Annotated in this window: 17 protein-coding genes, 1 tRNA gene and 1 pseudogene; 11 read left to right on the top strand and 8 right to left on the bottom strand. The window is 70.8% G+C overall.

What is annotated here, in order from left to right; all coding sequences use genetic code 11:
* The first annotated feature begins 7 nt into the window (after window positions 1-7).
* Window positions 8-93: transfer RNA gene (locus tag ACGF2V_RS06305), tRNA-OTHER, on the top strand.
* A gap of 306 nt (window positions 94-399) precedes the next feature.
* Here ACGF2V_RS06305 and ACGF2V_RS06300 read toward each other — a convergent pair.
* Entirely contained in the window at window positions 400-1080 is a 681-nt protein-coding gene (locus ACGF2V_RS06300) for a peptidase (RefSeq protein ID WP_362703814.1), read from the bottom strand.
* A gap of 13 nt (window positions 1081-1093) precedes the next feature.
* The gene (locus ACGF2V_RS06295) at window positions 1094-2305 is read right to left on the bottom strand and encodes a pyridoxal phosphate-dependent aminotransferase (RefSeq protein WP_362703812.1); all 1212 of its coding nucleotides are present in this window, start codon (window positions 2303-2305) and stop codon (window positions 1094-1096) included.
* An 86-nt stretch (window positions 2306-2391) separates the two neighbouring features.
* Between ACGF2V_RS06295 and ACGF2V_RS06290 the strand changes: the two genes are divergently transcribed.
* Both ACGF2V_RS06290 and ACGF2V_RS06285 read left to right on the top strand, forming a co-directional pair.
* On the top strand, window positions 2392-3126 hold the full coding sequence (locus ACGF2V_RS06290) for a helix-turn-helix domain-containing protein (protein WP_362621076.1): 735 nt from the start codon (window positions 2392-2394) through the stop codon (window positions 3124-3126).
* A gap of 142 nt (window positions 3127-3268) precedes the next feature.
* Window positions 3269-3496 (top strand): annotated as a pseudogene (locus ACGF2V_RS06285) (uridine kinase); the annotation flags it as partial.
* Window positions 3497-3643: 147 nt separating this feature from the next.
* On the opposite strand, the gene ACGF2V_RS06280 reads toward ACGF2V_RS06285, so the two are convergent.
* On the bottom strand, window positions 3644-4591 hold the full coding sequence (locus ACGF2V_RS06280) for a sugar kinase (protein ID WP_362703809.1): 948 nt from the start codon (window positions 4589-4591) through the stop codon (window positions 3644-3646).
* Between the two features lie 62 nt (window positions 4592-4653).
* The gene (locus ACGF2V_RS06275) at window positions 4654-5655 is read right to left on the bottom strand and encodes a pseudouridine-5'-phosphate glycosidase (RefSeq protein WP_362621072.1); all 1002 of its coding nucleotides are present in this window, start codon (window positions 5653-5655) and stop codon (window positions 4654-4656) included.
* A gap of 178 nt (window positions 5656-5833) precedes the next feature.
* Here ACGF2V_RS06275 and ACGF2V_RS06270 point away from each other — a divergent pair, with 178 nt between their 5' ends.
* Window positions 5834-6196, top strand: a complete 363-nt coding sequence (locus ACGF2V_RS06270) for a cupin domain-containing protein (RefSeq protein WP_073788646.1) — start codon at window positions 5834-5836, stop codon at window positions 6194-6196.
* A 132-nt stretch (window positions 6197-6328) separates the two neighbouring features.
* On the opposite strand, the gene ACGF2V_RS06265 is transcribed toward ACGF2V_RS06270, so the two are convergent.
* Window positions 6329-7780, bottom strand: coding sequence for an MFS transporter (locus ACGF2V_RS06265; protein ID WP_392910951.1), 1452 nt, complete (start codon window positions 7778-7780; stop codon window positions 6329-6331).
* A 136-nt stretch (window positions 7781-7916) separates the two neighbouring features.
* Complete coding sequence (locus ACGF2V_RS06260) at window positions 7917-8459, bottom strand: methylated-DNA--[protein]-cysteine S-methyltransferase (RefSeq protein ID WP_362703805.1); 543 nt, start codon at window positions 8457-8459, stop codon at window positions 7917-7919.
* Between the two features lie 252 nt (window positions 8460-8711).
* Here ACGF2V_RS06260 and ACGF2V_RS06255 point away from each other — a divergent pair, with 252 nt between their 5' ends.
* The 5 genes from ACGF2V_RS06255 (at window position 8712) to ACGF2V_RS06235 (ending at window position 15961) form a co-directional block, all read left to right on the top strand.
* A complete protein-coding gene (locus ACGF2V_RS06255) occupies window positions 8712-9599 on the top strand; it encodes an MHYT domain-containing protein (protein WP_362628792.1) in 888 nt (295 codons plus the stop codon).
* A 153-nt stretch (window positions 9600-9752) separates the two neighbouring features.
* Entirely contained in the window at window positions 9753-11867 is a 2115-nt protein-coding gene (uvrB, locus tag ACGF2V_RS06250; protein WP_362703802.1) for an excinuclease ABC subunit UvrB, read from the top strand.
* 133 nt (window positions 11868-12000) lie between these two features.
* The gene (locus ACGF2V_RS06245; protein WP_362628786.1) at window positions 12001-12579 is read left to right on the top strand and encodes a TerD family protein; all 579 of its coding nucleotides are present in this window, start codon (window positions 12001-12003) and stop codon (window positions 12577-12579) included.
* Between the two features lie 143 nt (window positions 12580-12722).
* A complete protein-coding gene (locus ACGF2V_RS06240; RefSeq protein WP_362703799.1) occupies window positions 12723-14672 on the top strand; it encodes a TerD family protein in 1950 nt (649 codons plus the stop codon).
* A gap of 284 nt (window positions 14673-14956) precedes the next feature.
* Complete coding sequence (locus ACGF2V_RS06235; RefSeq protein WP_362628780.1) at window positions 14957-15961, top strand: TerC family protein; 1005 nt, start codon at window positions 14957-14959, stop codon at window positions 15959-15961.
* Window positions 15962-16162: 201 nt separating this feature from the next.
* Here the strand turns inward: ACGF2V_RS06235 and ACGF2V_RS06230 are convergent, their stop codons facing one another.
* Together ACGF2V_RS06230 and ACGF2V_RS06225 are read right to left on the bottom strand one after the other, a co-directional pair.
* A complete protein-coding gene (locus ACGF2V_RS06230) occupies window positions 16163-16819 on the bottom strand; it encodes an MBL fold metallo-hydrolase (protein WP_362628777.1) in 657 nt (218 codons plus the stop codon).
* Between the two features lie 10 nt (window positions 16820-16829).
* Window positions 16830-17519 (bottom strand): maleylpyruvate isomerase family mycothiol-dependent enzyme, encoded by a 690-nt coding sequence (locus ACGF2V_RS06225; RefSeq protein WP_362628774.1) that lies wholly within the window; start codon window positions 17517-17519, stop codon window positions 16830-16832.
* A gap of 176 nt (window positions 17520-17695) precedes the next feature.
* On the opposite strand from ACGF2V_RS06225, the gene uvrA reads away from it, so the two are divergent.
* Entirely contained in the window at window positions 17696-20755 is a 3060-nt protein-coding gene (gene uvrA, locus ACGF2V_RS06220) for an excinuclease ABC subunit UvrA (protein WP_362703795.1), read from the top strand.
* A 335-nt stretch (window positions 20756-21090) separates the two neighbouring features.
* Entirely contained in the window at window positions 21091-21519 is a 429-nt protein-coding gene (locus tag ACGF2V_RS06215; RefSeq protein ID WP_362628768.1) for a Rieske (2Fe-2S) protein, read from the top strand.
* Window positions 21520-21713 lie beyond the last annotated feature (194 nt).

Genomic DNA, 21713 nt, shown 5'->3' with positions numbered 1-21713 from the left:
CACTACGGCCGGGGTGCGCGAGGAGCGCAAGCTGAAACTGAGGCTTGTCGTGACGACGCGGTTCCAGTGGAGGTTCGAGTCCTCCCCCCGGCACTCGGTGCGCCCGTCGCACCAACGGGCCGGGGTGGCCCAACTGGCGGAGGCAGACCGCGATCAATCTCAGACTCTTGCTCCAGGCTCAGCATTCGCCACCCATCGCCGAATCGCTCGGGCCCGTGCCCATGGGCGTCGAAATGCCGGTTCGACTCCGGCTCGGAGAGCTTCGGTCTCCGATGGTCTAAAGGCAGGACGCGACGACATAAACCTGACGCGGGTTCTTAAAAGTGTCGGCGTGCCGCATGGGTGGCACTCTCAGGGCCCGGGGGCCGGCTACGCCTCCGGGCCCGCTCCCGTTCCTGATTACGTGCGCGGCGCGTCCCGCCGCACACGTACCGCCTCCGGCACACCGCACCCCGCCGACGGGGTGTCGCGTGCCACCAGCGACACACCGCGCCCCGCGAAGAAGCGCTCGAAGTCGGGCAGGGAAAGGTCCGCGGCGCGCGTCCCGGTCGTCGTGCCGGACGGGTTGTGGAAGTGGACGCCGGTGCCGTCGGCCGTGCGGGACGTCAGCAGCACCAGGTGCCCGCCCCGACCCGGAGGAGACAGTTCCGGCCTCCGGATGCCGTAGTGCACCGATGCCAGGACCGTGCGGCCGCCGTCCAGCAGGCCGAGGATCTCCCGCGACGACAAGTGACGGTGGACCGTGGCGTCGAGGCCGTGCACCTCCCGGACGTACTCCGCGAACGGGGCGTAGACCAGCCCCCGGATCACACCGTCCGCGTCCTGTGTGTACGCGCCGTACCGGACCGCCCCGTCGCGCAGCGCGAACAGGGACGGGGCACCGGCGCCGAGCGCCATGCGCAGGCAGGTCATACCGCACAGATGACCGGACCAGCGCGCGTACTCGGCCCGTGACGCGGCGCCCGAATCCGCCCAGGCCGGGTCCGTCGCCGGATCGACCCCGTCTTCGACGATCGGGCCGACGAGGTCGGGCGAGGCGAACTGGGTGAGGACGGGAACACGGCATGCGGAGCAGGTCACCCGGGGCATCCGATCACTGGCGGTATCCGGTCAGGAAGCGGCCGATGCGGCTGATGGCCGCGTCGAGGTCGTCAGCGTACGGCAGCGTCAGGATCCGGAAGTGGTCGGGCCGCGGCCAGTTGAAGCCCGTGCCCTGGACGACCTGGATCTTCTCCCGCAGCAGCAGGTCCAGGACGAATTTCTCGTCGTCGACGATCGGGTGCACCTGCGGGTCGATGCGAGGGAACGCGTACAGCGCGCCCTTCGGCTTCACGCACGACACACCGGGGATCTCGTTCAGCTTCTCCCAGGCCCGGTTCCGCTGCTCGTGCAGCCTGCCGCCGGGCGCCACCAGCTCCCGGATCGACTGCCGGCCACCGAGCGCCGCCTGAATGGCGTACTGCGCCGGCGCGTTGGGGCACAGACGCATGGAAGCGAGGGTGGTGAGCCCCTCCAGATAGCTGCGGGCGTGCTGCTGCGGGCCCGAGATCACCAGCCAGCCGGAGCGGAAGCCCGCGACGCGGTACGTCTTCGACAGGCCGCTGAACGTGAGGCAGAGCAGGTCGGGGGCGAGGGACGCCACGGTGTGGTGCTCGGCGTCGTCGTAGAGGATCTGGTCATAGATCTCGTCGGCGAACACCATCAGGCCGTGCCTGCGCGCCAGATCGAGGATGCCTTCGAGGATCTCGCGCGGATAGACGGCGCCGGTCGGGTTGTTCGGATTGATGATCACGACGGCCCTGGTGCGGTCGCCGATCTTCGAGGCCATGTCCTCCAGGTCGGGGTTCCAATCCGACGCCTCGTCGCATGTGTAGTGCACCGCCTTGCCGCCCGCGAGGGTCACCACCGCCGTCCACAACGGGTAGTCGGGAGACGGGATGAGCACTTCGTCGCCGTCCTCCAGCAGCGCCTGGACGGCCATGGAGATCAGCTCGGAGACGCCGTTGCCGAGGAAGACGTCGTCGACCCCCACGTCCGTCAGCCCCATCGCCTGGTAGCGCTGCACCACCGCTCGGCGCGCGGAGAGGATGCCGCGCGAGTCGGTGTAGCCGTGCGCCTGCGGAAGCATCCGGATCATGTCCTGGACGACTTCCTCGGGCGCCTCGAAGCCGAAGAGTGCGGGGTTGCCGGTGTTGAGGCGGAGCACGCTGTGGCCCGCCTCCTCCAGGGCGTTGGCGTGCTCGATGACCGGGCCCCGGATCTCGTAACAGACCTCGTCGAGCTTGCTGGACTGCCGGAATTCCATGCGGTGGCCTCCCCGACCTGGTTGCGATACTTGGTTTTACCAAGCTCAGGCTTGGAAAGTCCAACAACATGTCTAGACTGCGTCGCATGCCACGTCAGCAACAAGCCGCAACGCGCCCGTCCCGCCGCCGGAGTTACGACCAGTTCTGTGCCACCGCGCGCTCCCTCGACTCCGTGGGCGATCGGTGGACCTTGCTGATCGTCCGTGAACTGCTGGCGGGGCCGCGCCGGTACACGGACCTCCATGCGGACCTGCCGGGCGTCAGTACGGACGTCCTCGCCTCCCGGCTCAAGGACATGGAGCACAACGGTCTTGCCACCCGCCGCCGGCTTCCACCGCCCGCCGCGGCCTCGGTGTACGAACTGACGGAACGCGGCCGTGGGTTGCTGCCCGTACTCTCCGCGCTCGCCGAATGGGGGGCGCCCGCGCTCGACGAACGGCGGCCCACCGATGCCGTACGGGCGCACTGGTTCGCGCTGCCGTTGTTGCGCGTCCTGGACGGGACGACGCACGCGGGGGTCGTCGAAGTCCGCCTGGACGAGGGGGAGTTCCATGTGCGCGCCGGTGGCGGGACGCCCGAGGCGGGGCGCGGCGCGGGAGACGACGCCGCGGACGCGGGCGGTGGCGCGCGGGAGTCCCCGGTCGGCGCGGCGGTGTACGGGGACGGCCCGGCCGCCCATGCCGATGCCCGTATCGCGCTCGATGTCGAAGCGTGTCTCGCGCTCGGACGGGGTGAGTTGACCCTCGCGGAGGCGGTCAGGAACGGGCGCGCCGAAGTGACCGGCGACGGGCCGCTCGCCGCCGAGCTCCGTGGGGAGTGAACGGCGGGCCGGACATGGTGCGGTCCGGCGCGTTCCGGAAGGGGGACGGAGGGGCGGGCGCGCGGGCGGCGGGGCGAGGGTGGCCGCATGCGCGGCTTTGATGGGCGAGGAGGGCTCGGCGGGGCAACACGTCGGTAACGTGGGGGGCGTTCGAAGGATCCACGGCCCGTTGGACCTGAGCGTCCCTCTGCGGATGTCGCCGGGCGCGCTGCAGCGGCGCACCGGGGAGAGCGAGCGCTGGACCCTGCCCGCATTCGCGCGGTACGAGGAAGAAGCGGCGCCCGGCGATCGCGCGGACGCGGTCGTACGGGCCGACGACCCGCTGCCCCCCGCCTGGACCGGATGGCAGCGCAGCGGGCGGAACGCGTAGCGGGCGGAGCCCGTCCGGCGACGACGGGACATGTCGCGTCCCGGTCGGCATCCGCCGTCGGCCCGTTCGGCACCCGCCTGGATCGGCGGGCATCCGCCGTCGGCCCGGCCCGTTCGGCACCCGCCCGCCCAGGTCGGCGGGCATCCCTCACGGGCGCGGGCGGCCGCCCACCGTGGTGACCGCCTCGGCCCCCGAACGGCAGCCCGCCGCCACGGCCGAGGCGTCGTCCGCCCCCGACAGCAGCGCCGCGAGGAGGCCGCCGGTGAACGCGTCGCCCGCACCTGTCGAGTCCACGGCTCCCCGCACCGGAACGGCCGGAAAGCGTCCCGTCACCGTGCCCGACACGGCCAGCAGCGCGCCGCCCTCACCGAGCGTGACGACCACTCGGGGCACCCGGAGGCTCAACTCCGCGGCGGCGTCCGCCGGGTCCGGGGTTCCGGTGAGCAGGTGGGCCTCGTCCGTATTGGGGAGCAGCAGGTCCGCACCCTCCACCGCGGTCAGGAAGCGGTCCACGCCCAGTTCGGCGAGGAATCCGGCGGAGGCCGGGTCGACGCTCACCGTGATCCGCCGCCGTCGCGCCTCCCGCAGTGCGAGCAGAACGGTCGCCCTGCTCGTCGCGGCGAAGAGAAGGTACCCGGAGAGGTGGAGGTGGCCGACTCCGTCGAGCATCGACGCCGACCAGTCGTCCGGGGAGAGGCGCAGCACGGCGCCGCTGTCGGTGAGGAACGTGCGCTCGGCCGTGGAGTCGACGAGGGCGACGACGGTGGCGGTCGGCGCCTCGTCGTCCACGGCCAGCAGGCAGCGCACCCCCGCCCGGCTCAGCGCGTCACGGTGCCAGGCCGCGCTGTCGGTGCCGACCCGTGCCAGCAGCCGCACGTCCGGACAGCCCGAACGTGCCGCCCAGCAGGCGACGTTGGCGCCCGCGCCGCCCGGCAGGGTATGGATCCGGGCGGAGGTGTCCGTACCGCGGGACAGCTCCTTCGCATGCCGGGCCACCACGTCGGTGACCACGTCGCCGATGACGAGAAGCCCGCCGCGGGCCGTCGACCGGCTGTCGGGCGCCGACGCGACACCGTCCCCCCTGGGTTCCGGCACGGTACGGTTGCCCGCGCGTTCCGGGCCGGCTCCGGACCTCGCGCGTTGCGGACCGGTCCTGTTCACCGCGCACCGTCGCGCCGCGTTGTGTTCCGGTCGCCGCGGCGCTCCGCCGTGCCGCGTGCGCGGGCCGTCCACGCGGAGGCGACCCGGGCGGCGAGGGACACGTTTGCGCGTACGGCCGCCAGATTGGCCTCCAAGGAGGCCCCCTCGGTCCGTCGCATCAGCCGGTCCAGCAGGAAGGGGGTGACGGCCTGGCCCACGATGCCGCGATCCCGGCACGCGTCGAGGGCTTCTGCCAGCACACGGTCGTGAAGTCCGGGATCCAACTGGTCCCGCGCGGGTACGGGGTTGGCGACGATCAGCGCGGAGGCGGTGCCGTCCAGCGCGTCCTGGGCCCGCATCACCTCCGCGACCTCCTCGGGCGTCCGCACCGTCCAGTCGACCGGTTCGCCCGAGCTGTGCAGGTAGAAGCCGGGGAAGTGATCGGTGCCGTAGCCGAGGACCCCGATCCCCAGCGTTTCCAGGCGCTGCAGGGTGGCGGGGACGTCCAGGATCGACTTCACCCCCGCACACACCACCGTGATGCCGGTTCGCGCGAGGAGCCGCAGGTCCGCCGACTCGTCCTGGGTCCGTGTCCATTCCCGGTGCACGCCGCCGAGCCCGCCCGTCGCGAAGACGCGCAGTCCGGCGCGGGCGGCGAGGAACGCCGTCGCGGACACGGTCGTCGCCCCGCTGGCGCCCGTCGCAAGGGCCGGTGCGAGATCGCGGTGGCCCAGTTTCCGCATGGCCGGATCGGTGGCGACCCGTTCCAACGCGTCCTCGTCCAGGCCGATGCGGGCCTGTCCGTCGAGCACGGCGATCGTGGCAGGGACCGCGCCCGCGGCCCGCACCAGATCTTCGAGCTCCTCGGCGACCCGCAGATTGCGGGGGCGCGGCAGACCGTGGGCGATGATCGTCGATTCCAGGGCCACGACGGGGTGGTGCGTGGCGAGGGCCGTCCGTACCTCGGGGGAGAGGACGGGGGTGTAGGGATGCGCGCCGTCCGACGCAGTCGATGGCATGTCCACATCCCTGTCGCGGGTGTGCCGTCCTCAAACGTACGGCCGGGCCGGCCTCCCCGTGTGCGGGTCCCTTCGGTGTCCCCTCCGGTGTTCCTCCAGTGCCTCTCCCGTCCCGGTGCCGCAGTGCTTCCTGCCCTGACGGCGAATCGTCGCGAAGAGGACGCTATGGTGACCGGCCATGACCACACATGATCAGTCTCCGGCCTCGTTCGTCGTGCACATTCCGGACGCGGAACTCGAACCCGAACCGCTCGACCCCGCGCAGATCGTCTCCGGCGAACCGGTCGTGACGGGCAAGGTTCTGTGGGAATCGCCCGACGGCAAGCAAGTGCGCGGCATCTGGCAGATCACGCCCGGAGTCGTCACCGACACGGAGGCCGACGAACTGTTCGTGGTGGTCAGCGGCCGGGCCACCGTGGCGGTCGAGGGAGGGGCGACGCTGGAGATAGGCCCGGGGGACGCCTGCGTACTGCGTGAGGGCGACCGTACGACATGGACCGTGCACGAGACGCTGCGCAAGGCGTACCACATCTGCCTCTGACGGGTCGGCGATCACTGCTGGAGCTTCGGCCGAAGCTCCAGCAGTGATCGCCTTTGAAGTCAGTGATCGCCTCTGCGGCGTCAGCGATCGTCCCGGTGAGACATCAACAGCGATGAGCGTCCCCGTGCGACATCAGTGATCGGTGGCGGACGGTGCGGATGTCGCGGTTGCAGTCGTCGCCGCGGATGCCGGGGCGCCGTGCGCCGGAGCCCCGGGCGAGTCGGGTGCCGGCAGCGTCCCCCGTGCTTCGTGCGCGGAGGGCCGGGCGAGGGACCGGCGCAGTGCCGACGCAGCCAGTGGGAGCAGTAGGCATGCCGCCGCCACGTTCAGCCAGCCGTAGCCGACTTGGGCGACGATCAGCCCGGCGATGGCGCCGCCGACGCCCGCCGCCGTGTTCATGGTCAGGTCCGAAAGCCCCTGCACGGCGGCGCGGGCGGGCTGCGGCACGGAATCGGTGAGCAGCGCCGAACCGGCGACCAGCCCGGCCGACCAGCCCAGACCGAGCAGGAACAGGCCCGCCGCCGTCCGGCCGTGGCTGGGGCCCGCGGTGCCGGCAAGAAGCGCGGCGCAGGAGAGCAGCCCGATCGCCAGACCGATCACCGACAGCCGGCCGAACCGGTCGGACAGCCAGCCCATCACCGGGGAGAACGCGTACATCCCCGCGATGTGGCCGCTGATGACGAGCCCGATCAGTTGGAGTCCCGCGCCGTGGTGGCCCAGGTGCACGGGCGTCATCACCATGATCGACACCATGGCGGTGTGCGAGACGGCCACCGTCACCAGCGCCAGCCGCGCCTTCGCCGACCCCCGGACCGCCGCGAATCCGGCTCGCAGCGACCGGCTCGCGGGGGACATGTCACTCTGCGGAGCCAGGGCCCGCGCGGTCAGCAGCGGGTCCGGTCTCAACAGCACCGCGACGAGCAGGGCGGCGGACAGGAAGATCCCGGCCGCGAAGAAGAACGGGCCCGCATGCTCGGATATCGCCGTGCCGCGGAAGATCCGCCCCACCGGGGCCGCGATGTTCGGCCCGAGAACCGAGCCGATGGTCGTGGCCCAGATGACGGTGGAGATCGCCCGGCCCCGGCGGTCCGGCTCGACCAGATCAGCGGCGGCGAAACGGGCCTGCAGATTGGCCGAGGAACCGGCACCGAACGCGGCCATCCCGATCAGCAGCAGCGGAAAGTTTTCCACGATGGTGGCCAGGACCACGAGTCCCGCGCCGAGCGCACCGATCAGATACGCGAGCACGAGGCCGGGGCGTCGGCCGCGCGAGGTCATCACCGCCGCCAGCGGCAGCGACAGCAGCGCGGTACCGGCCACCGACGCCGTGGGGGCCAGCCCCGACCATGCCTCGGAGCCGCTCACCTCGGAGGCCAGGACCGGTGCCAGGGCGATACCGATGGGAACGCCGAGGCCGCCGAGTATCTGGCTGGCTATCAGTACGGCGGACGTTCTGCGTCGCAGTGCGGGAAGATCGTCCGCCGAGACCCGCTCGGCGGGCCGGACGGGCCGGGCGGACGTGTCAGGAGCATAGAGAGGGTTGGTCACTGACGCAGTGTGCCAGCTCGTACACAAGTGCGACATATGGTGGTCGGATGCGGGCCTGGAGCGGGGCATGGGCGGTCGGAGTCCGCGGTCGGATTCCGCGAACGACGTACGCCCGGGCATGTGCCGCTACGACCCGGCGCCCCCTCGTACGGGACCAGTCGTGCGTCGGACATCAGAACAGCGGCTGCGGCAGCACGCCTTCCAGCGCCAGCAGCTTCCGCTTGGTGTCGAGCCCACCGCCGAACCCGCCCAGTCCGCCGTCGCTCTCCACCACCCGGTGGCACGGCACCACCACCGGCAGGGGATTGGACCCCATGGCCACCCCCACCGCCTGCGCCGCCCCCGGCTGTCCCACGCGCGCGGCCAGGTCCCCGTAGCCGACGACCGTCCCGTACGGCACGCCCGCCGCCAGTTCGCGCAGCACTTGGCGGTTGAAGCCGGATGTCAGCGACCAGTCCAGTGCCAACGAGAACTCCCGCGCCGAACCCGCGAAATACGCCGCGAGCCCGCGGATCGGCCCGGCGAGCCGTGCGGAACCGGGATTCTCCACCGGTTCCGCACCCAGCCGCGCCCGCAACTGTCCGAGCGCCCTCTCCCGCACCTCGGGCCGGGCATGGAACACCACGTTCACCAGCCCCGTGCCGGTCGCGGCGAGCAGCAGCGGGCCGATGTCGCTCCCGACGACGGCCCACTCGACGGCCCCGTTGCTGTTCATGGGAACCACCGTACGTCCGACCACTGACACGGCCCCGGCCCGACGGACCCAGCCCGCGGACGGGCCGAGAGTGCCAGTGGTGCCCCGGAGGGCGACGGACGAAGGAAGGTCACGAGCCGAGGCCGTCGTCGGGACCGGACCGGGTCACGGGCCGATCTCCTTGTCGCTAAAATGCAGCTCTTCTGTTTTTTTGCCGGGCTTCGCAGCTTAGGGTCACCCCCGGACCCGGGCTTTCGCGAAGGGCGTACGAGCATGCAGGGCACGATCGATGGTTTCAGCCACGGAGTGGTGACGCCCGTCGCGGCTTTTCTGATGGCCTGCCTCGGCGCGGCTCTCGGGCTGCGCTGCACGACCCGTTCGCTGCGCACCGAGCGTTCCTTCAAGGCGGGCTGGCTGGCTCTCGGCGCGACCTCCATCGGCTCCGGCATCTGGACGATGCACTTCGTCGCGATGACGGGCTTCACCATCGACGGGGCGGCCATCGGCTACGACAAGCCGATCACCTTCGCCAGTCTCGCGGTCGCCATCGGCATGGTCGCCGTCGGCATCTTCGTCGTCGGGTACCGAGGCGCCACCCGCATGGCACTGATGACCGGCGGCACCATCATCGGGCTCGGCATGGCCACCATGCACTACCTGGGCATGGCCGGAATGCGATTGGAGGGGCGGTTCGAGTACGACACGATCACCGTGGTGCTCTCCGTCGTCATAGCCGTGGTGGCCGCAACGTCCGCGCTCTGGGCGGCCGTCTCCGTCCAGGGCTTCCTGGCCGGTCTCGGTGCCAGCGTCCTGATGGGCGTCGCCGTGAGCGGCATGCACTACACGGGCATGGCCGCGCTCAGCGTCCATCTGCACCCCGCCGCCCTGACCGGCGAAGCCGCCGCGGACAGCTCGGCCGTCCCTCTCCTGCCCCTGCTGGTCGGCCCCGGCTGCTTCCTGCTCCTCGCCGCGGTCGTCGTGATGTTCGATCCCCTGATGGTGATGGGCACCCCGGACTGGAACGACACCAAGGCCGGCGACGGGGCCGATGGCCGGGCCGGAGTCCCGGCACCGCGGCAGGTGCCGAGCTTCGGCACGTACGCCGACCCGGCTTCGTTCCACTCCCGCCCGCGCGACCCCGCACCGCCCGGAGAGTGGTGACCCCCGGCCCCGGCCGTTCCAGGAGCGCGTGACGGCCGCCCCGAGCCCGAATCCCCACCAGTCGCCACCCCGGCCCTCGCTCTCGCCCCGCCCCCGGTCCCGGCGTGACGGCCGAACCGGCCGGTTGTCGGTGAGGGGTCGTACCGTGGTCTCATGCGGCCCGTTTCGAAGATCGAACGTTCGGTGGCGCCTTTCGAGGTCGTCAGTCCCTACCAGCCCAGCGGCGACCAGCCCGCGGCCATCGCCGAGCTGGACCGGCGCATCCGCGCGGGCGAGAACGACGTCGTCCTGCTCGGTGCGACCGGTACCGGCAAATCGGCGACCACCGCGTGGATGATCGAGAAGCTGCAGCGCCCCACCCTCGTGATGGCGCCGAACAAGACGCTCGCCGCCCAACTCGCGAACGAGTTCCGTGAACTCCTGCCCAACAACGCCGTCGAGTACTTCGTCTCGTACTACGACTACTACCAGCCCGAGGCGTACGTCCCCCAGTCGGACACCTACATCGAGAAGGACTCCTCGATCAACGAGGAGGTCGAGCGGCTGCGCCACTCCGCGACGAATTCGCTGCTCACCCGGCGCGATGTCGTCGTGGTCGCCTCCGTCTCCTGCATCTACGGCCTCGGTACGCCGCAGGAATACGTGGACCGGATGGTTCCGCTCAAGGTCGGCGACGAGATCGACCGCGACGAGCTGCTGCGCCGTTTCGTCGAGATCCAGTACACCCGCAACGACCTGGCCTTCACCCGCGGCACGTTCCGGGTCCGCGGCGACACGATCGAGATCTTCCCGGTCTACGAGGAGCTCGCCGTCCGCATCGAGATGTTCGGCGACGAGATCGAGGCGCTCTCCACCCTCCACCCGCTCACCGGCGAGGTGATCAGCGAGGACCAGTCCCTCTACGTCTTCCCCGCCAGCCACTACGTCGCCGGTCCGGAGCGGATGGAGAAGGCGGTCAACGGCATCGAGCGGGAGCTGGAACAGCGCCTCGCCGAGCTGGAGAAGCAGGGCAAGATGCTGGAGGCCCAGCGCCTGCGGATGCGTACCACGTACGACATCGAAATGCTCCGGCAGATCGGCACCTGCTCCGGTGTCGAGAACTACTCGATGCACTTCGACGGCCGCTCTCCCGGAACCGCGCCCAACACGCTCCTCGACTACTTCCCCGAGGACTTCCTCCTCGTCCTCGACGAGTCGCACGTCACCGTGCCGCAGATCGGTGCCATGTACGAGGGCGACGCCTCGCGGAAACGCACCCTGGTCGACCACGGCTTCCGGCTGCCCTCCGCGCTCGACAACCGCCCGCTGAAGTGGGAGGAGTTCCTGGGCCGGATCAACCAGACCGTCTATCTCTCGGCCACCCCCGGAACGTACGAGCTGTCCCGGAGCGACGGCTTCGTGGAGCAGATCATCCGCCCCACCGGCCTTGTCGACCCGGAGGTCGTCGTCAAGCCCACCGAGGGCCAGATCGACGACCTGGTGCACGAGATCCGCAAGCGTGTCGAGAAGGACGAACGCGTCCTCGTCACCACCCTCACCAAGAAGATGGCCGAGGACCTCACCGACTACTTCCTGGAGCTCGGCATCCAGGTCCGCTACCTCCACAGCGACGTGGACACCCTGCGCCGCGTCGAGCTGCTGCGCGAGCTGCGCTCCGGCGAGTTCGACGTACTGGTCGGCATCAACCTCCTGCGGGAGGGGCTCGACCTCCCCGAGGTGTCGCTCGTCGCCATCCTCGACGCGGACAAGCAGGGCTTCCTGCGCTCGGGCACGTCCCTGATCCAGACCATCGGACGTGCCGCCCGTAATGTCTCGGGACAGGTCCACATGTACGCCGACACGATCACCCCGGCGATGGCGCAGGCCATCGACGAGACCAACCGCCGTCGCGAGAAGCAGATCGCCTACAACACCGAGCGCGGCATCGACCCCCAGCCGCTTCGCAAGAAGATCAACGACATCGTCGCGACGATCGCCCGCGAGGAGGTCGACACCGAGCAGTTGCTCGGCACCGGCTACCGCCAGGCCAAGGGCGCCAAGGCCCCCGTCCCCGCGATCGGTGCCAAGGCGGCCGGCTCCGGGAAGAAGTCCGCCGCCGTGGTCACCGACCGGCCCGCCACCGAGCTCGCCGGAATCATCGAGGAGATGACCGAACGGATGCGGGCGGCCGCCGCGGACCTGCAGTTCGAGGTGGCGGCCCGGTTGCGCGACGAGGTCGGCGAGCTGAAGAAGGAGCTGCGTCAGATGCGGGAAGCGGGCCTCGCCTGACCGCCAAGCGGTCGATGTGTTGCAGGACCGACACAAAAACACCTCAAGCGGCCTCGTTGTCAGTGCGACTGCGTAGGGTGCGGGGAAACACCGCGCACGGACGGTTGCGGGGCAAGCGGAGAGGGGACAGCGCGTGACGGTCAATATGACCAAGGGCCAGGCAATCAGCCTGCAGAAGAGCGACGGGGGGACGCTGACCGCGGTGCGGATGGGGCTCGGCTGGCGGGCGGCACCGCGCCGCGGCCTGTTCGGTTCGCGCACGCGGGAGATCGACCTCGACGCGTCGGCGGTGCTGTTCGCCGACAAGCAGCCGGTCGACGTGGTCTTCTTCCGTCACCTCGTCAGCGACGACGGATCGGTCAAGCACACGGGGGACAACCTGGTCGGCGGTGCCGGTTCGGGCGGCGACGACGAGGCGATCCTCGTCGACCTCCAGCGGGTGCCGGTCCACATCGACCAGATCGTCTTCACGGTGAACTCCTTCACCGGCCAGACGTTCCAGGAGGTGCAGAACGCCTTCTGCCGCCTCGTCGACGAGACCAACGGGCAGGAGCTCGCCCGTTACACGCTGGACGGCGGCGGGCAGTACACCGCCCAGATCATGGCGAAGGTGCACCGTTCGGGGAACGGATGGCAGATGACCGCCCTCGGCAACCCGGCCAACGGCCGTACCTTCCAGGACCTGATGCCGGCGATCCTGCCGCACCTGTAGGCACGGCCGGACCAGTCGGCCGGCAGAGGTACGCGCAGCTCCCGGAGGCAACGGCCGCCGGGGGCTGCACCACATGGTGCCGCACGGCACCGCGCGACACCGCACCGCACAGCGCAGCACCAACTCGTCGAGGGGACAGGGCAATGACGGCCGAGCTGGTCCGGGGGCAGAACCACACCTTGTCCCAGACCCGACTGGAGATCCGGGTGTCGGCCGGCACGCCCGTCGTGGCCGGTGCCACGCTCGCCGACGAGAACGGCACCGTCCACGGCGCCGAACGGGTCGCCCACCCCGGCGCGCCCTCGCTGCCCGGGCTCGAAGTGCCCCGTCAGGCCGCCGCCGGCCACCGGCTCGCCGTCGACCTCGACGCCGTTCCCGCCCAGGTGCACCGGATCACCGTGCTGCTGGCCCTGCCCACGGGCATCGGCGGCCCGGTCCGCTTCGGCGCGGTCGCCGCGCCCTTCGTCGCCGTCACCGGGCTCGACGGCGCGGAGATCGCCACCTTCACCCTCACCGGGCTCGACGCCGAATCGGCCGTCGCGGCCCTGGAGCTCTACCGCCGCCAGGGCGCCTGGAAGGTCCGCGCCGTCGGCCAGGGCTACGCGGGCGGCCTCGCCGCCATGCTCACCGACCAGGGCCTGGAGCGGGCGGCCGAACTCGCCCGCTCGATCCAGGACGCCGTCTCCCGCGCGACGGCCCGCACGGTCCCACCGCCCCCGCCCCGCACCCCGGACGGCGATCGCGTCGGCCACGGCCCACGCCCCGCATCGGCCCCGGACGACCCGTCGGCCCCTGCCGCACCACCCACGACCCCCCAGGCCGAGCCACTCACCCCGTCGGCACCGCCACCGGGCACCCCCGCCACGGGCGGCCCCGTCGACTACACCCACCCGCGCCGCCAGACCTCCGCACCCCCGCCGCCCCCTCCCACCGCGCCACCCGCCGGGCCCGGCAGCCCCGCCCGGCCCGTCGCCGGGGACGCCACCGGCTGGTCCATGGAGGAGCGCCTCTACAACCAGATCTGGGGCATGTTCGAAGACCTGGCCCGCACCACCGCCGCGTACCGCAGCGCCGTCGAATTCGCCGAGTCCCGCATGGACCAGGAGCTCGACCGGACCCTGTCCGATCCGCGCAACCGGATCGGTGGCGCCGGGGACCGGGCCCGCGAACAGGCCCGTGCCAAGCGCGACGAACTCACCTCCCGGGCGAAGGAGGCGCTCGACCGCGACATCGCGCAGCTCACCGCCGAGACCGCCGTGGTGGAACCCGCGCTCCCCGCCGCGTACGCGGGATGGGACAACCCCGTCTGGCACGCCTACCGCGTCCCCATGGAGATCCCCATGGCGCTGCGGCTCGGCGACCTCCATCTGCCCGAGGCCACCGGCCTGCGCATCCCGCTGCTGGTCAGGCTCCCGCTGGAGCGTGGCATCTGGGTCGACAGCGGCCGTACGGCGTCCGGGGCGGCGGCTCTGGCGGACGCCGCGCAACTGCGCCGTCTGGCCATGGAGAACGCGGTCGCGCACGCGGCCCGGCTGCTGGCCGTGTACCCGGCCGACGAGTTCTCCGTGCATGTCATCGACCCCGCGGGCTCGGCGGCCGGGCCGCTCGCCCCGCTGGTCCGCTCCGGGGCCCTCGCCGAGCCGCCCGCCGCGGGGCCCGGCGGGGTCACCTCGGTCCTCGCCCGGCTCACCCGGCGCGTCGACCTGGTCCAGATGGCGATCCGGGCGGGCGCCGCCGACTCGCTGCCGCCGGACGTGGACACCGGCCAGCATCTGCTGATCGTCAACGACTTCCCCCACGGCTTCGACGACCGGGCCGTCACCCAACTGCGCTATCTGGCCGACGAGGGACCCTCGGTCGGCGTCCATCTGCTGATGGTCGCGGACCGCGAGGACGCCGCCGCCTACGGGCCGGTGCTCGACCCGCTGTGGCGCTCGCTGCTCCGGATCACCCCGGTCGCCGACGACCACCTGGCCGACCCCTGGGTGGGACACGCCTGGACGTATGAGCCGCTCAGGGTGCCGCCCGGCAGCCGGGTGCTCGACGACGTCCTGGCCAAGGTGGCCGCGGCCCGTCGTACGTGGCGTCGCTGAGCGGCAGCACGCCGAGCGGACCGCAACCACATCGCCCGCGCTCCTTGACACCGCCTCTGACCTGGCGGTTTGGCGGGCCCTTGTCTATCTCTTTACCTTCCTTTGGGGTTTCCTGTACTGTTTCTTGAGCGGAGGGGAGTACTCCCACGCGGCGTTCCCGTCAGTACGGATCCTGACCGGTCCCGGGGCGTCGGTCCTGGTGCGCGGCATGCGTGCCCGGGTGGAGGAGACCTCCGGCAGCGACGACGCTGAATCAGTAGCCGTAGTGAACTGCCGGAGGCGCAGTGGACGTTTCATGGACCCTCTGGGCGCTGACCATTCTCGGTCTGTCCGCCCTCATCGCCGTCGACTTCTTCATCGGGCGCAGGCCCCATGACGTGTCGACCAAGGAAGCCGGGATCTGGACGATCATCTGGATCACGCTGGCCGTGCTCTTCGGGCTCGGCCTGCTGGTGTTCGGCGACAGCCAGGCGTCGGGCGAGTTCTTCGCGGGCTTCATCACGGAGAAGTCGCTCAGTGTCGACAATCTGTTCGTCTTCGTCCTGATCATGGCGAAGTTCTCGGTCCCCTCCCACCTCCAGCAGCGTGTGCTGCTCGTCGGTGTTCTGATCGCGTTGGTGCTCCGGGCGGTCTTCATCGCCGCGGGTGCCGCGGTCATCGCCAACTTCTCGTGGGTCTTCTACATCTTCGGCGCATTCCTGATCTACACCGCCTGGAAGCTCGTCCAGGAGGCGCGGGCCGACGAAGAAGGGGAGGAGTTCGAGGAGAACCGCCTGCTGAAATCGATCGAGCGCCGCTTCGGGGTCGCCGACCGATATCACGGCACCAAGCTCTTCATACGCGACAAGGGCAAGCGCGTCCTGACGCCCTTGATGGTCGTCATGCTCGCCATCGGCACCACTGACGTGCTGTTCGCCCTGGACTCCATACCCGCGATCTTCGGTCTGACCCAGGACCCGTACATCGTGTTCACGGCCAACGCCTTCGCCCTGATGGGCCTGCGGCAGCTGTACTTCCTGATCGGTGGCCTGCTGAAGAAGCTGGTCCACCTCAGCTACGGGCTCTCGGTCATCCTCGGCTTCATCGGCGTGAAGCTGGTGCTGCACGCGCTGCACGAGTCCGGGGTGCACGTCCCCGAGATCTCGATACCGGTCTCGCTCGGCGTCATCTGCGGGGTCCTGGTGATCACCACGATCACCAGCCTGATCGCCGACCGGAAGCGGAAGCGGGCCGAAGCGGCCGGGGAATCGGACAGGACCCCGGACGTGGGGGCGGGCATCGACGCCTGACGAGACCGCCGTCGGCCGCTGCCACAAGGGGCGCTCCCTCGCATCCCCGCCCGTGTCCTTCGGGATCGGCACGGGGGAGCGCCCCGGCCCGTGGAATCCGCCGGGAGGCGGGCGGGGCGGGGCGCCCGGGATCCCTGTGCGGGTCCCGCGCGGACCCGCTGGATCCGGCGCGGGACGAGTGGCCGCGGGAGCGGCCGGGCGTCACCAGCCGCGGGCGCGCCATTCGGGCAGATGCGGGCGCTCGACGCCGAGCGTGGTGTCGTGACCGTGGCCCGGATAGACCCAGGTCTCGTCGGGCAGTCGGTCGAAGAGCTTGGTCTCCACGTCGTGCATCAGGCTCGCGAAGGCGTCGGGGTTCTTGCGGGTGTTGCCGACTCCGCCGGGGAAGAGGCAGTCCCCGGTGAACAGGTGCGGGGCGCCGTGCGGGTCGTCGTAGATCAGCGCGATGGACCCCGGCGTGTGACCGACGAGGTGGCGGGCGGTCAGTTCGACCCGGCCCACCCGGATCGTGTCGTTGTCGTCCACCAGGACATCGGTCGGGACCGGGATGCCCTCGGCGTCGTGCCTGCCGGCGAACGTACGGGCCCCGGTGGCCGCGACGACCTCGGCGAGCGCCTGCCAGTGGTCGGGGTGCCGGTGGGTGGTGACGACGGAGGCGATGCCGTCGTCACCGATCAGCCGCAGCAGCGTCCCGGCCTCGTCGGCCGCGTCGATGAGGAGCTGCTCGTCGGTGGCCCGACAGCGCAGCAGATAGGCGTTGTTGTTCCCCGGGCCGACAGCGACCTTGGAGATCATCAGATCCGTCAACTCGTGTACGTCAGCACGACCGCCGACCTTGACCGCTCCGCTGTACGTCATGCGTCTCAGCCTATAGCGGGGGCAGCGCGGGGAGGAGTCCGCTGTCGACGGTCAGCGCCGATCCGTCCCGGCGTCCGCAGAGCCAGCCGAGCAGCTCGGTCGCGCTCCCGCGGACCACGACGGGGGCACCTTCGGCGCCACCACCCGTGGACCAGGACCGGCCGTCGTCGGCGGCGATCTCCGTGGACACGACGCCGGGGTGCCCGGCGAACCGTTCGGCGAGGAAGTCGATCTCCCGGGCGACGAATTCGTCCGGCAGGTCCTCCAGCTCGTAGCCGATGCCCAGGTCGACATGGTGCAGCTCGACCTCGACGCGGCGGCGGAAGGGGATCCGGGAGGCCGAGTCCGTCACGCCGTTGCGCAGCGTGACGGTCCGGGACCAGTCGGCCGGGGTCGAGGCCGCGTCCGCGAAGCGGGCCGCGCTGTCGGCGAGGTCGGCCTGCTGCTCCGCCTTCGGCCGGGGCGCGCCGCGCTCGATGTCGCGGTCGCGGGTTTCGCTGTCTGCGTACATGGCGCGCCCCTGGAGAACATTCACGAGCGCGTCGGCGTTACGAGAGAGATGCGCGACGACATGACCGCGGCTCCAGCCCGGCAGGCGCGATGGCCGGGCGAGTGCCGCGTCGTCCAATTTCCCGGTGGCGCTGAGCAGTCGATCGGTCGCTTCACGTACGGCGCGCAGGTCGTGCGCGTGATCAATCATGACGCCGAGCGTAGCCCGGCCACTCCTTCGGGTGAAGGGAGCGACAGTCGTCCAAAAATCGAATGTGCGTGCTATACGCTCGGAGTCGAAAAGCTTCGTACACCGCTGTGGCGCCCCCCATACCCTGGGACAGGGGCTCAGTTCCCCCACTTCTCTCCAGAAAGGTGCGGACCGGCGTGGTCGACCGTCTCATCGTCCGTGGCGCTCGCGAGCACAATCTCAAGAACGTCTCTCTCGACCTTCCCCGCGACTCGCTCATCGTCTTCACCGGGCTTTCCGGGTCGGGCAAGTCGTCCCTCGCGTTCGACACGATCTTCGCCGAGGGCCAGCGGCGCTACGTGGAGTCCCTCTCCTCGTACGCCCGGCAGTTCCTCGGCCAGATGGACAAGCCGGACGTCGACTTCATCGAGGGCCTCTCGCCCGCCGTCTCCATCGACCAGAAGTCGACCTCGCGCAATCCGCGCTCGACGGTCGGCACCATCACCGAGGTGTACGACTACCTGCGGCTGCTGTTCGCCAGGATCGGTAAACCGCACTGTCCCGAATGCGGCCGCCCCATCTCGCGCCAGTCGCCGCAGGCCATCGTGGACAAGGTGCTCGGTCTGTCCGAGGGCAGCCGTTTCCAGGTGCTCTCGCCGCTGGTGCGCGAGCGCAAGGGAGAGTTCGTCGACCTCTTCGCCGATCTCCAGACCAAGGGCTACAGCAGGGCCCGGGTCGACGGCGAGACCATCCACCTCGCCGATCCGCCCAAGCTGAAGAAGCAGGAGAAGCACACCATCGAGGTGGTCGTCGACCGCCTCACGGTGAAGGAGGGGGCCAAGCGCCGGCTGACCGACTCGGTCGAGACCGCCCTCGGGCTCTCCGGCGGCATGGTCGTGCTCGACTTCGTCGACCTTCCCGAGGACGACCCCGAGCGCGAGCGGATGTACTCCGAGCACCTCTACTGCCCGTACGACGACCTCTCCTTCGAGGAGCTGGAGCCGCGTTCCTTCTCGTTCAACTCGCCCTTCGGCGCCTGCCCCGACTGCACGGGCATCGGTACGCGGATGGAGGTCGACCCCGAGCTGGTCGTCCCCGACGAGGAGCGGTCGCTCGACGGCGGCGCGATCCACCCCTGGTCGCACGGCCATACCAAGGAGTACTTCGGCCGATTGATCGGCGCCCTCGCCAAGGCCCTCGGCTTTCGCACGGACATCCCGTGGGCCGGGCTGCCGCAGCGCGCCAAGAAGGCCCTCCTCTACGGTCACAAGATCCAGACCGAGGTCCGCTACCGCAACCGTTACGGACGCGAGCGCGCGTACACCACCCCCGCCTTCGAGGGCGCGGTGCAGTTCGTCAAGCGGCGCCATTCCGAGGCCGAGAGCGACTCCAGCCGGGAGCGCTTCGAGGGGTACATGCGCGAGGTGCCCTGCCCGACCTGTGAGGGCACCCGCCTCAAGCCGATCGTCCTCGCGGTGACGGTGATGGAGAAGTCCATCGCCGAGGTCTCCGCGATGTCGATCAGCGAGTGCGCGGACTTCCTCGGCCGGCTGACGCTGAACGCCCGGGACAAGAAGATCGCCGAGCGGGTGCTGAAGGAGGTCAACGAGCGGCTGCGGTTCCTGGTCGACGTGGGTCTCGACTACCTCTCGCTGAACCGCGCCGCGGGCACCCTGTCCGGAGGCGAGGCCCAGCGCATCCGGCTGGCCACCCAGATCGGTTCCGGCCTGGTCGGCGTGCTGTACGTGCTGGACGAGCCGTCCATCGGCCTGCACCAGCGGGACAACCACCGGCTCATCGAGACACTCGTCCGGCTCCGCGACATGGGCAACACGCTCATCGTCGTCGAGCACGACGAGGACACCATCAAGGTCGCCGACTGGGTCGTCGACATCGGCCCCGGCGCCGGTGAGCACGGCGGAAAGGTGGTCCACTCCGGATCGCTGAAGGAACTGCTGGGCAACGGCGAATCGATCACCGGACAGTATCTGAACGGCACGAAGTCGATCACGACGCCCGACATCCGGCGCCCCGTCGACCCGTCCCGCAGCCTCACGGTGCACGGCGCCCGGGAGAACAACCTCCAGGACATCGACATCTCCTTCCCGCTCGGCGTGCTCACGGCCGTCACGGGCGTCTCGGGCTCCGGAAAGTCGACGCTGGTCAACGACATCCTCTACACCCACCTGGCGCGCGAGCTGAACGGCGCCAAGTCGGTGCCCGGACGGCACACCCGGGTCGACGGCGACGACCAGGTCGACAAGGTGGTGCACGTCGACCAGTCGCCCATCGGACGTACGCCCCGGTCCAACCCGGCCACGTACACCGGTGTCTTCGACCACATCCGCAAGCTGTTCGCGGAGACGATGGAGGCGAAGGTGCGCGGCTACCTGCCGGGCCGCTTCTCCTTCAACGTCAAGGGCGGCCGCTGCGAGAACTGCTCCGGCGACGGCACGATCAAGATCGAGATGAACTTCCTGCCGGACGTCTACGTCCCGTGCGAGGTCTGCCACGGAGCGCGGTACAACCGCGAGACCCTGGAGGTCCACTACAAGGGCAAGTCCATCGCCGAGGTGCTGGACATGCCGATCGAGGAGGGCCTGGAGTTCTTCGAGGCCGTCCCGACCATCGCCCGGCACCTCCGTACGCTCAACGAGGTCGGCCTGGGATACGTACGGCTCGGCCAGTCCGCGCCGACGCTCTCGGGCGGCGAGGCCCAGCGGGTGAAGCTGGCGAGCGAGCTGCAGAAGCGCTCCACCGGCCGCACGGTCTACGTCCTGGACGAGCCGACCACGGGCCTGCACTTCGAGGACATCAGCAAGCTCATCAAGGTGCTGTCCGGGCTGGTCGACAAGGGCAACTCGGTGATCGTGATCGAGCACAACCTCGATGTGATCAAGACCGCGGACTGGGTCATCGACATGGGCCCCGAAGGCGGCAACGGCGGTGGCCAGGTGGTCGCCGAGGGGACACCGGAGCAGGTCGCCGGGGTTCCGGCCAGCCACACCGGGAAGTTCCTCCAGAGCATCCTGGACCCGGACCGGGTGAGCGAGGCCGCGGTGCCCGCGGCCCGCAAGCCGGAGCGGAAGGTCGCGGCCAAGAAGGCGGTCGCCGCGAAGTCGACCCCGGCCAGGAAGACGGCCACGGCCAGGGCGAGTGCGGGACAGGCCGCCAAGTCCGCCACGGCCACGGCCGCCAAGACGGCCGCGGTGAAGAAGCCCGCGGCGAAGAAGACGACCCGCGCGCGCAAGTCCTGACGGCCGCGTGCCCGGCAGGCGGCCCTCCGACGGAGGGGGCCGCCTGCCTCGTCGCCGTCGCTGTCGCGGGGCCGCGCCGTCGCCGGACCCGCGGCCGTTCCCGGTGCCGCCCCCGGTCGCCTTGGCTCGGCGGCATTCGTACCGAGCCATGTCCGGCAACCGCCCCTGACCAGCGGGAACCGGTCTCGGGCAGCCCGCGCGTCGGCCGCTCGGTCTTCGCCGGTATCGTCGGTTCCGTCACCGATGGCGCCGATGCCCGCGTACCTCCCGTACTCCCGTGTCCCCGTCGTCGGGCGACCTCCGCAGATTTCGCCCCTCCGACCAGTGGAGACCGCATGTCCGGCCAGCCCGCCGCCCGTCGTACCGTGCTGAAGGGCGCCGCTCTCGCCGGCGTCGCCGGGCTGGGAGCGGTCGCCTGCTCGACCGAATCGGTGCTCGGCCACGCCGGGCCGCCGACGCCCACCGCCCCCGTCGACCTCGGAGCGCCGGAAGAGATCCCGGTCGGCGGATCCAAGCTCTACCGCGAGCAGCGGGTCGTCGTCAGCTGCCCGGCGAAGGGCCGGTACAAGGCGTTCAGCGCCCAGTGCACCCACGGGGGCTGCGTGCTGGACAAGGTCGAGGACAACGTGGGCAACTGCCCCTGCCACGGCAGCCGCTTCGACACGACGACCGGCACGGCGACGAAGGGCCCGGCGACCGCGCCGCTGCCCGAGGTGCCGGTCAGGGTCGAGGGCGGCAAGCTCATCGCCGGCCCCAAGTCCTGAGACCCGCCGCGGCCGGATGCGGCCGGAGCGCCCCCGGGCGCACCGGCGGGGGGCCCGGAGATCCGCCCCCACCCGGCCGATCCGGGCCCCGTCCCGGCCCGCCCGGTCCGGTGAACGCCTGCCGGTCCCGGAAACAGCGCCGGGCGAAGGGTCGTGTCCGGGCAGGCCCTGCTGTCACTGCCCGCAAGTAGGGT

It is taken from the genome of Streptomyces sp. NPDC047982, assembly GCF_043204165.1.
In the GTDB taxonomy this organism is placed as follows: Bacteria; Actinomycetota; Actinomycetes; order Streptomycetales; family Streptomycetaceae; genus Streptomyces.
Note: the sequence above shows the minus strand (reverse complement) of the source record. Positions and strands in the feature narration are given on the sequence as shown.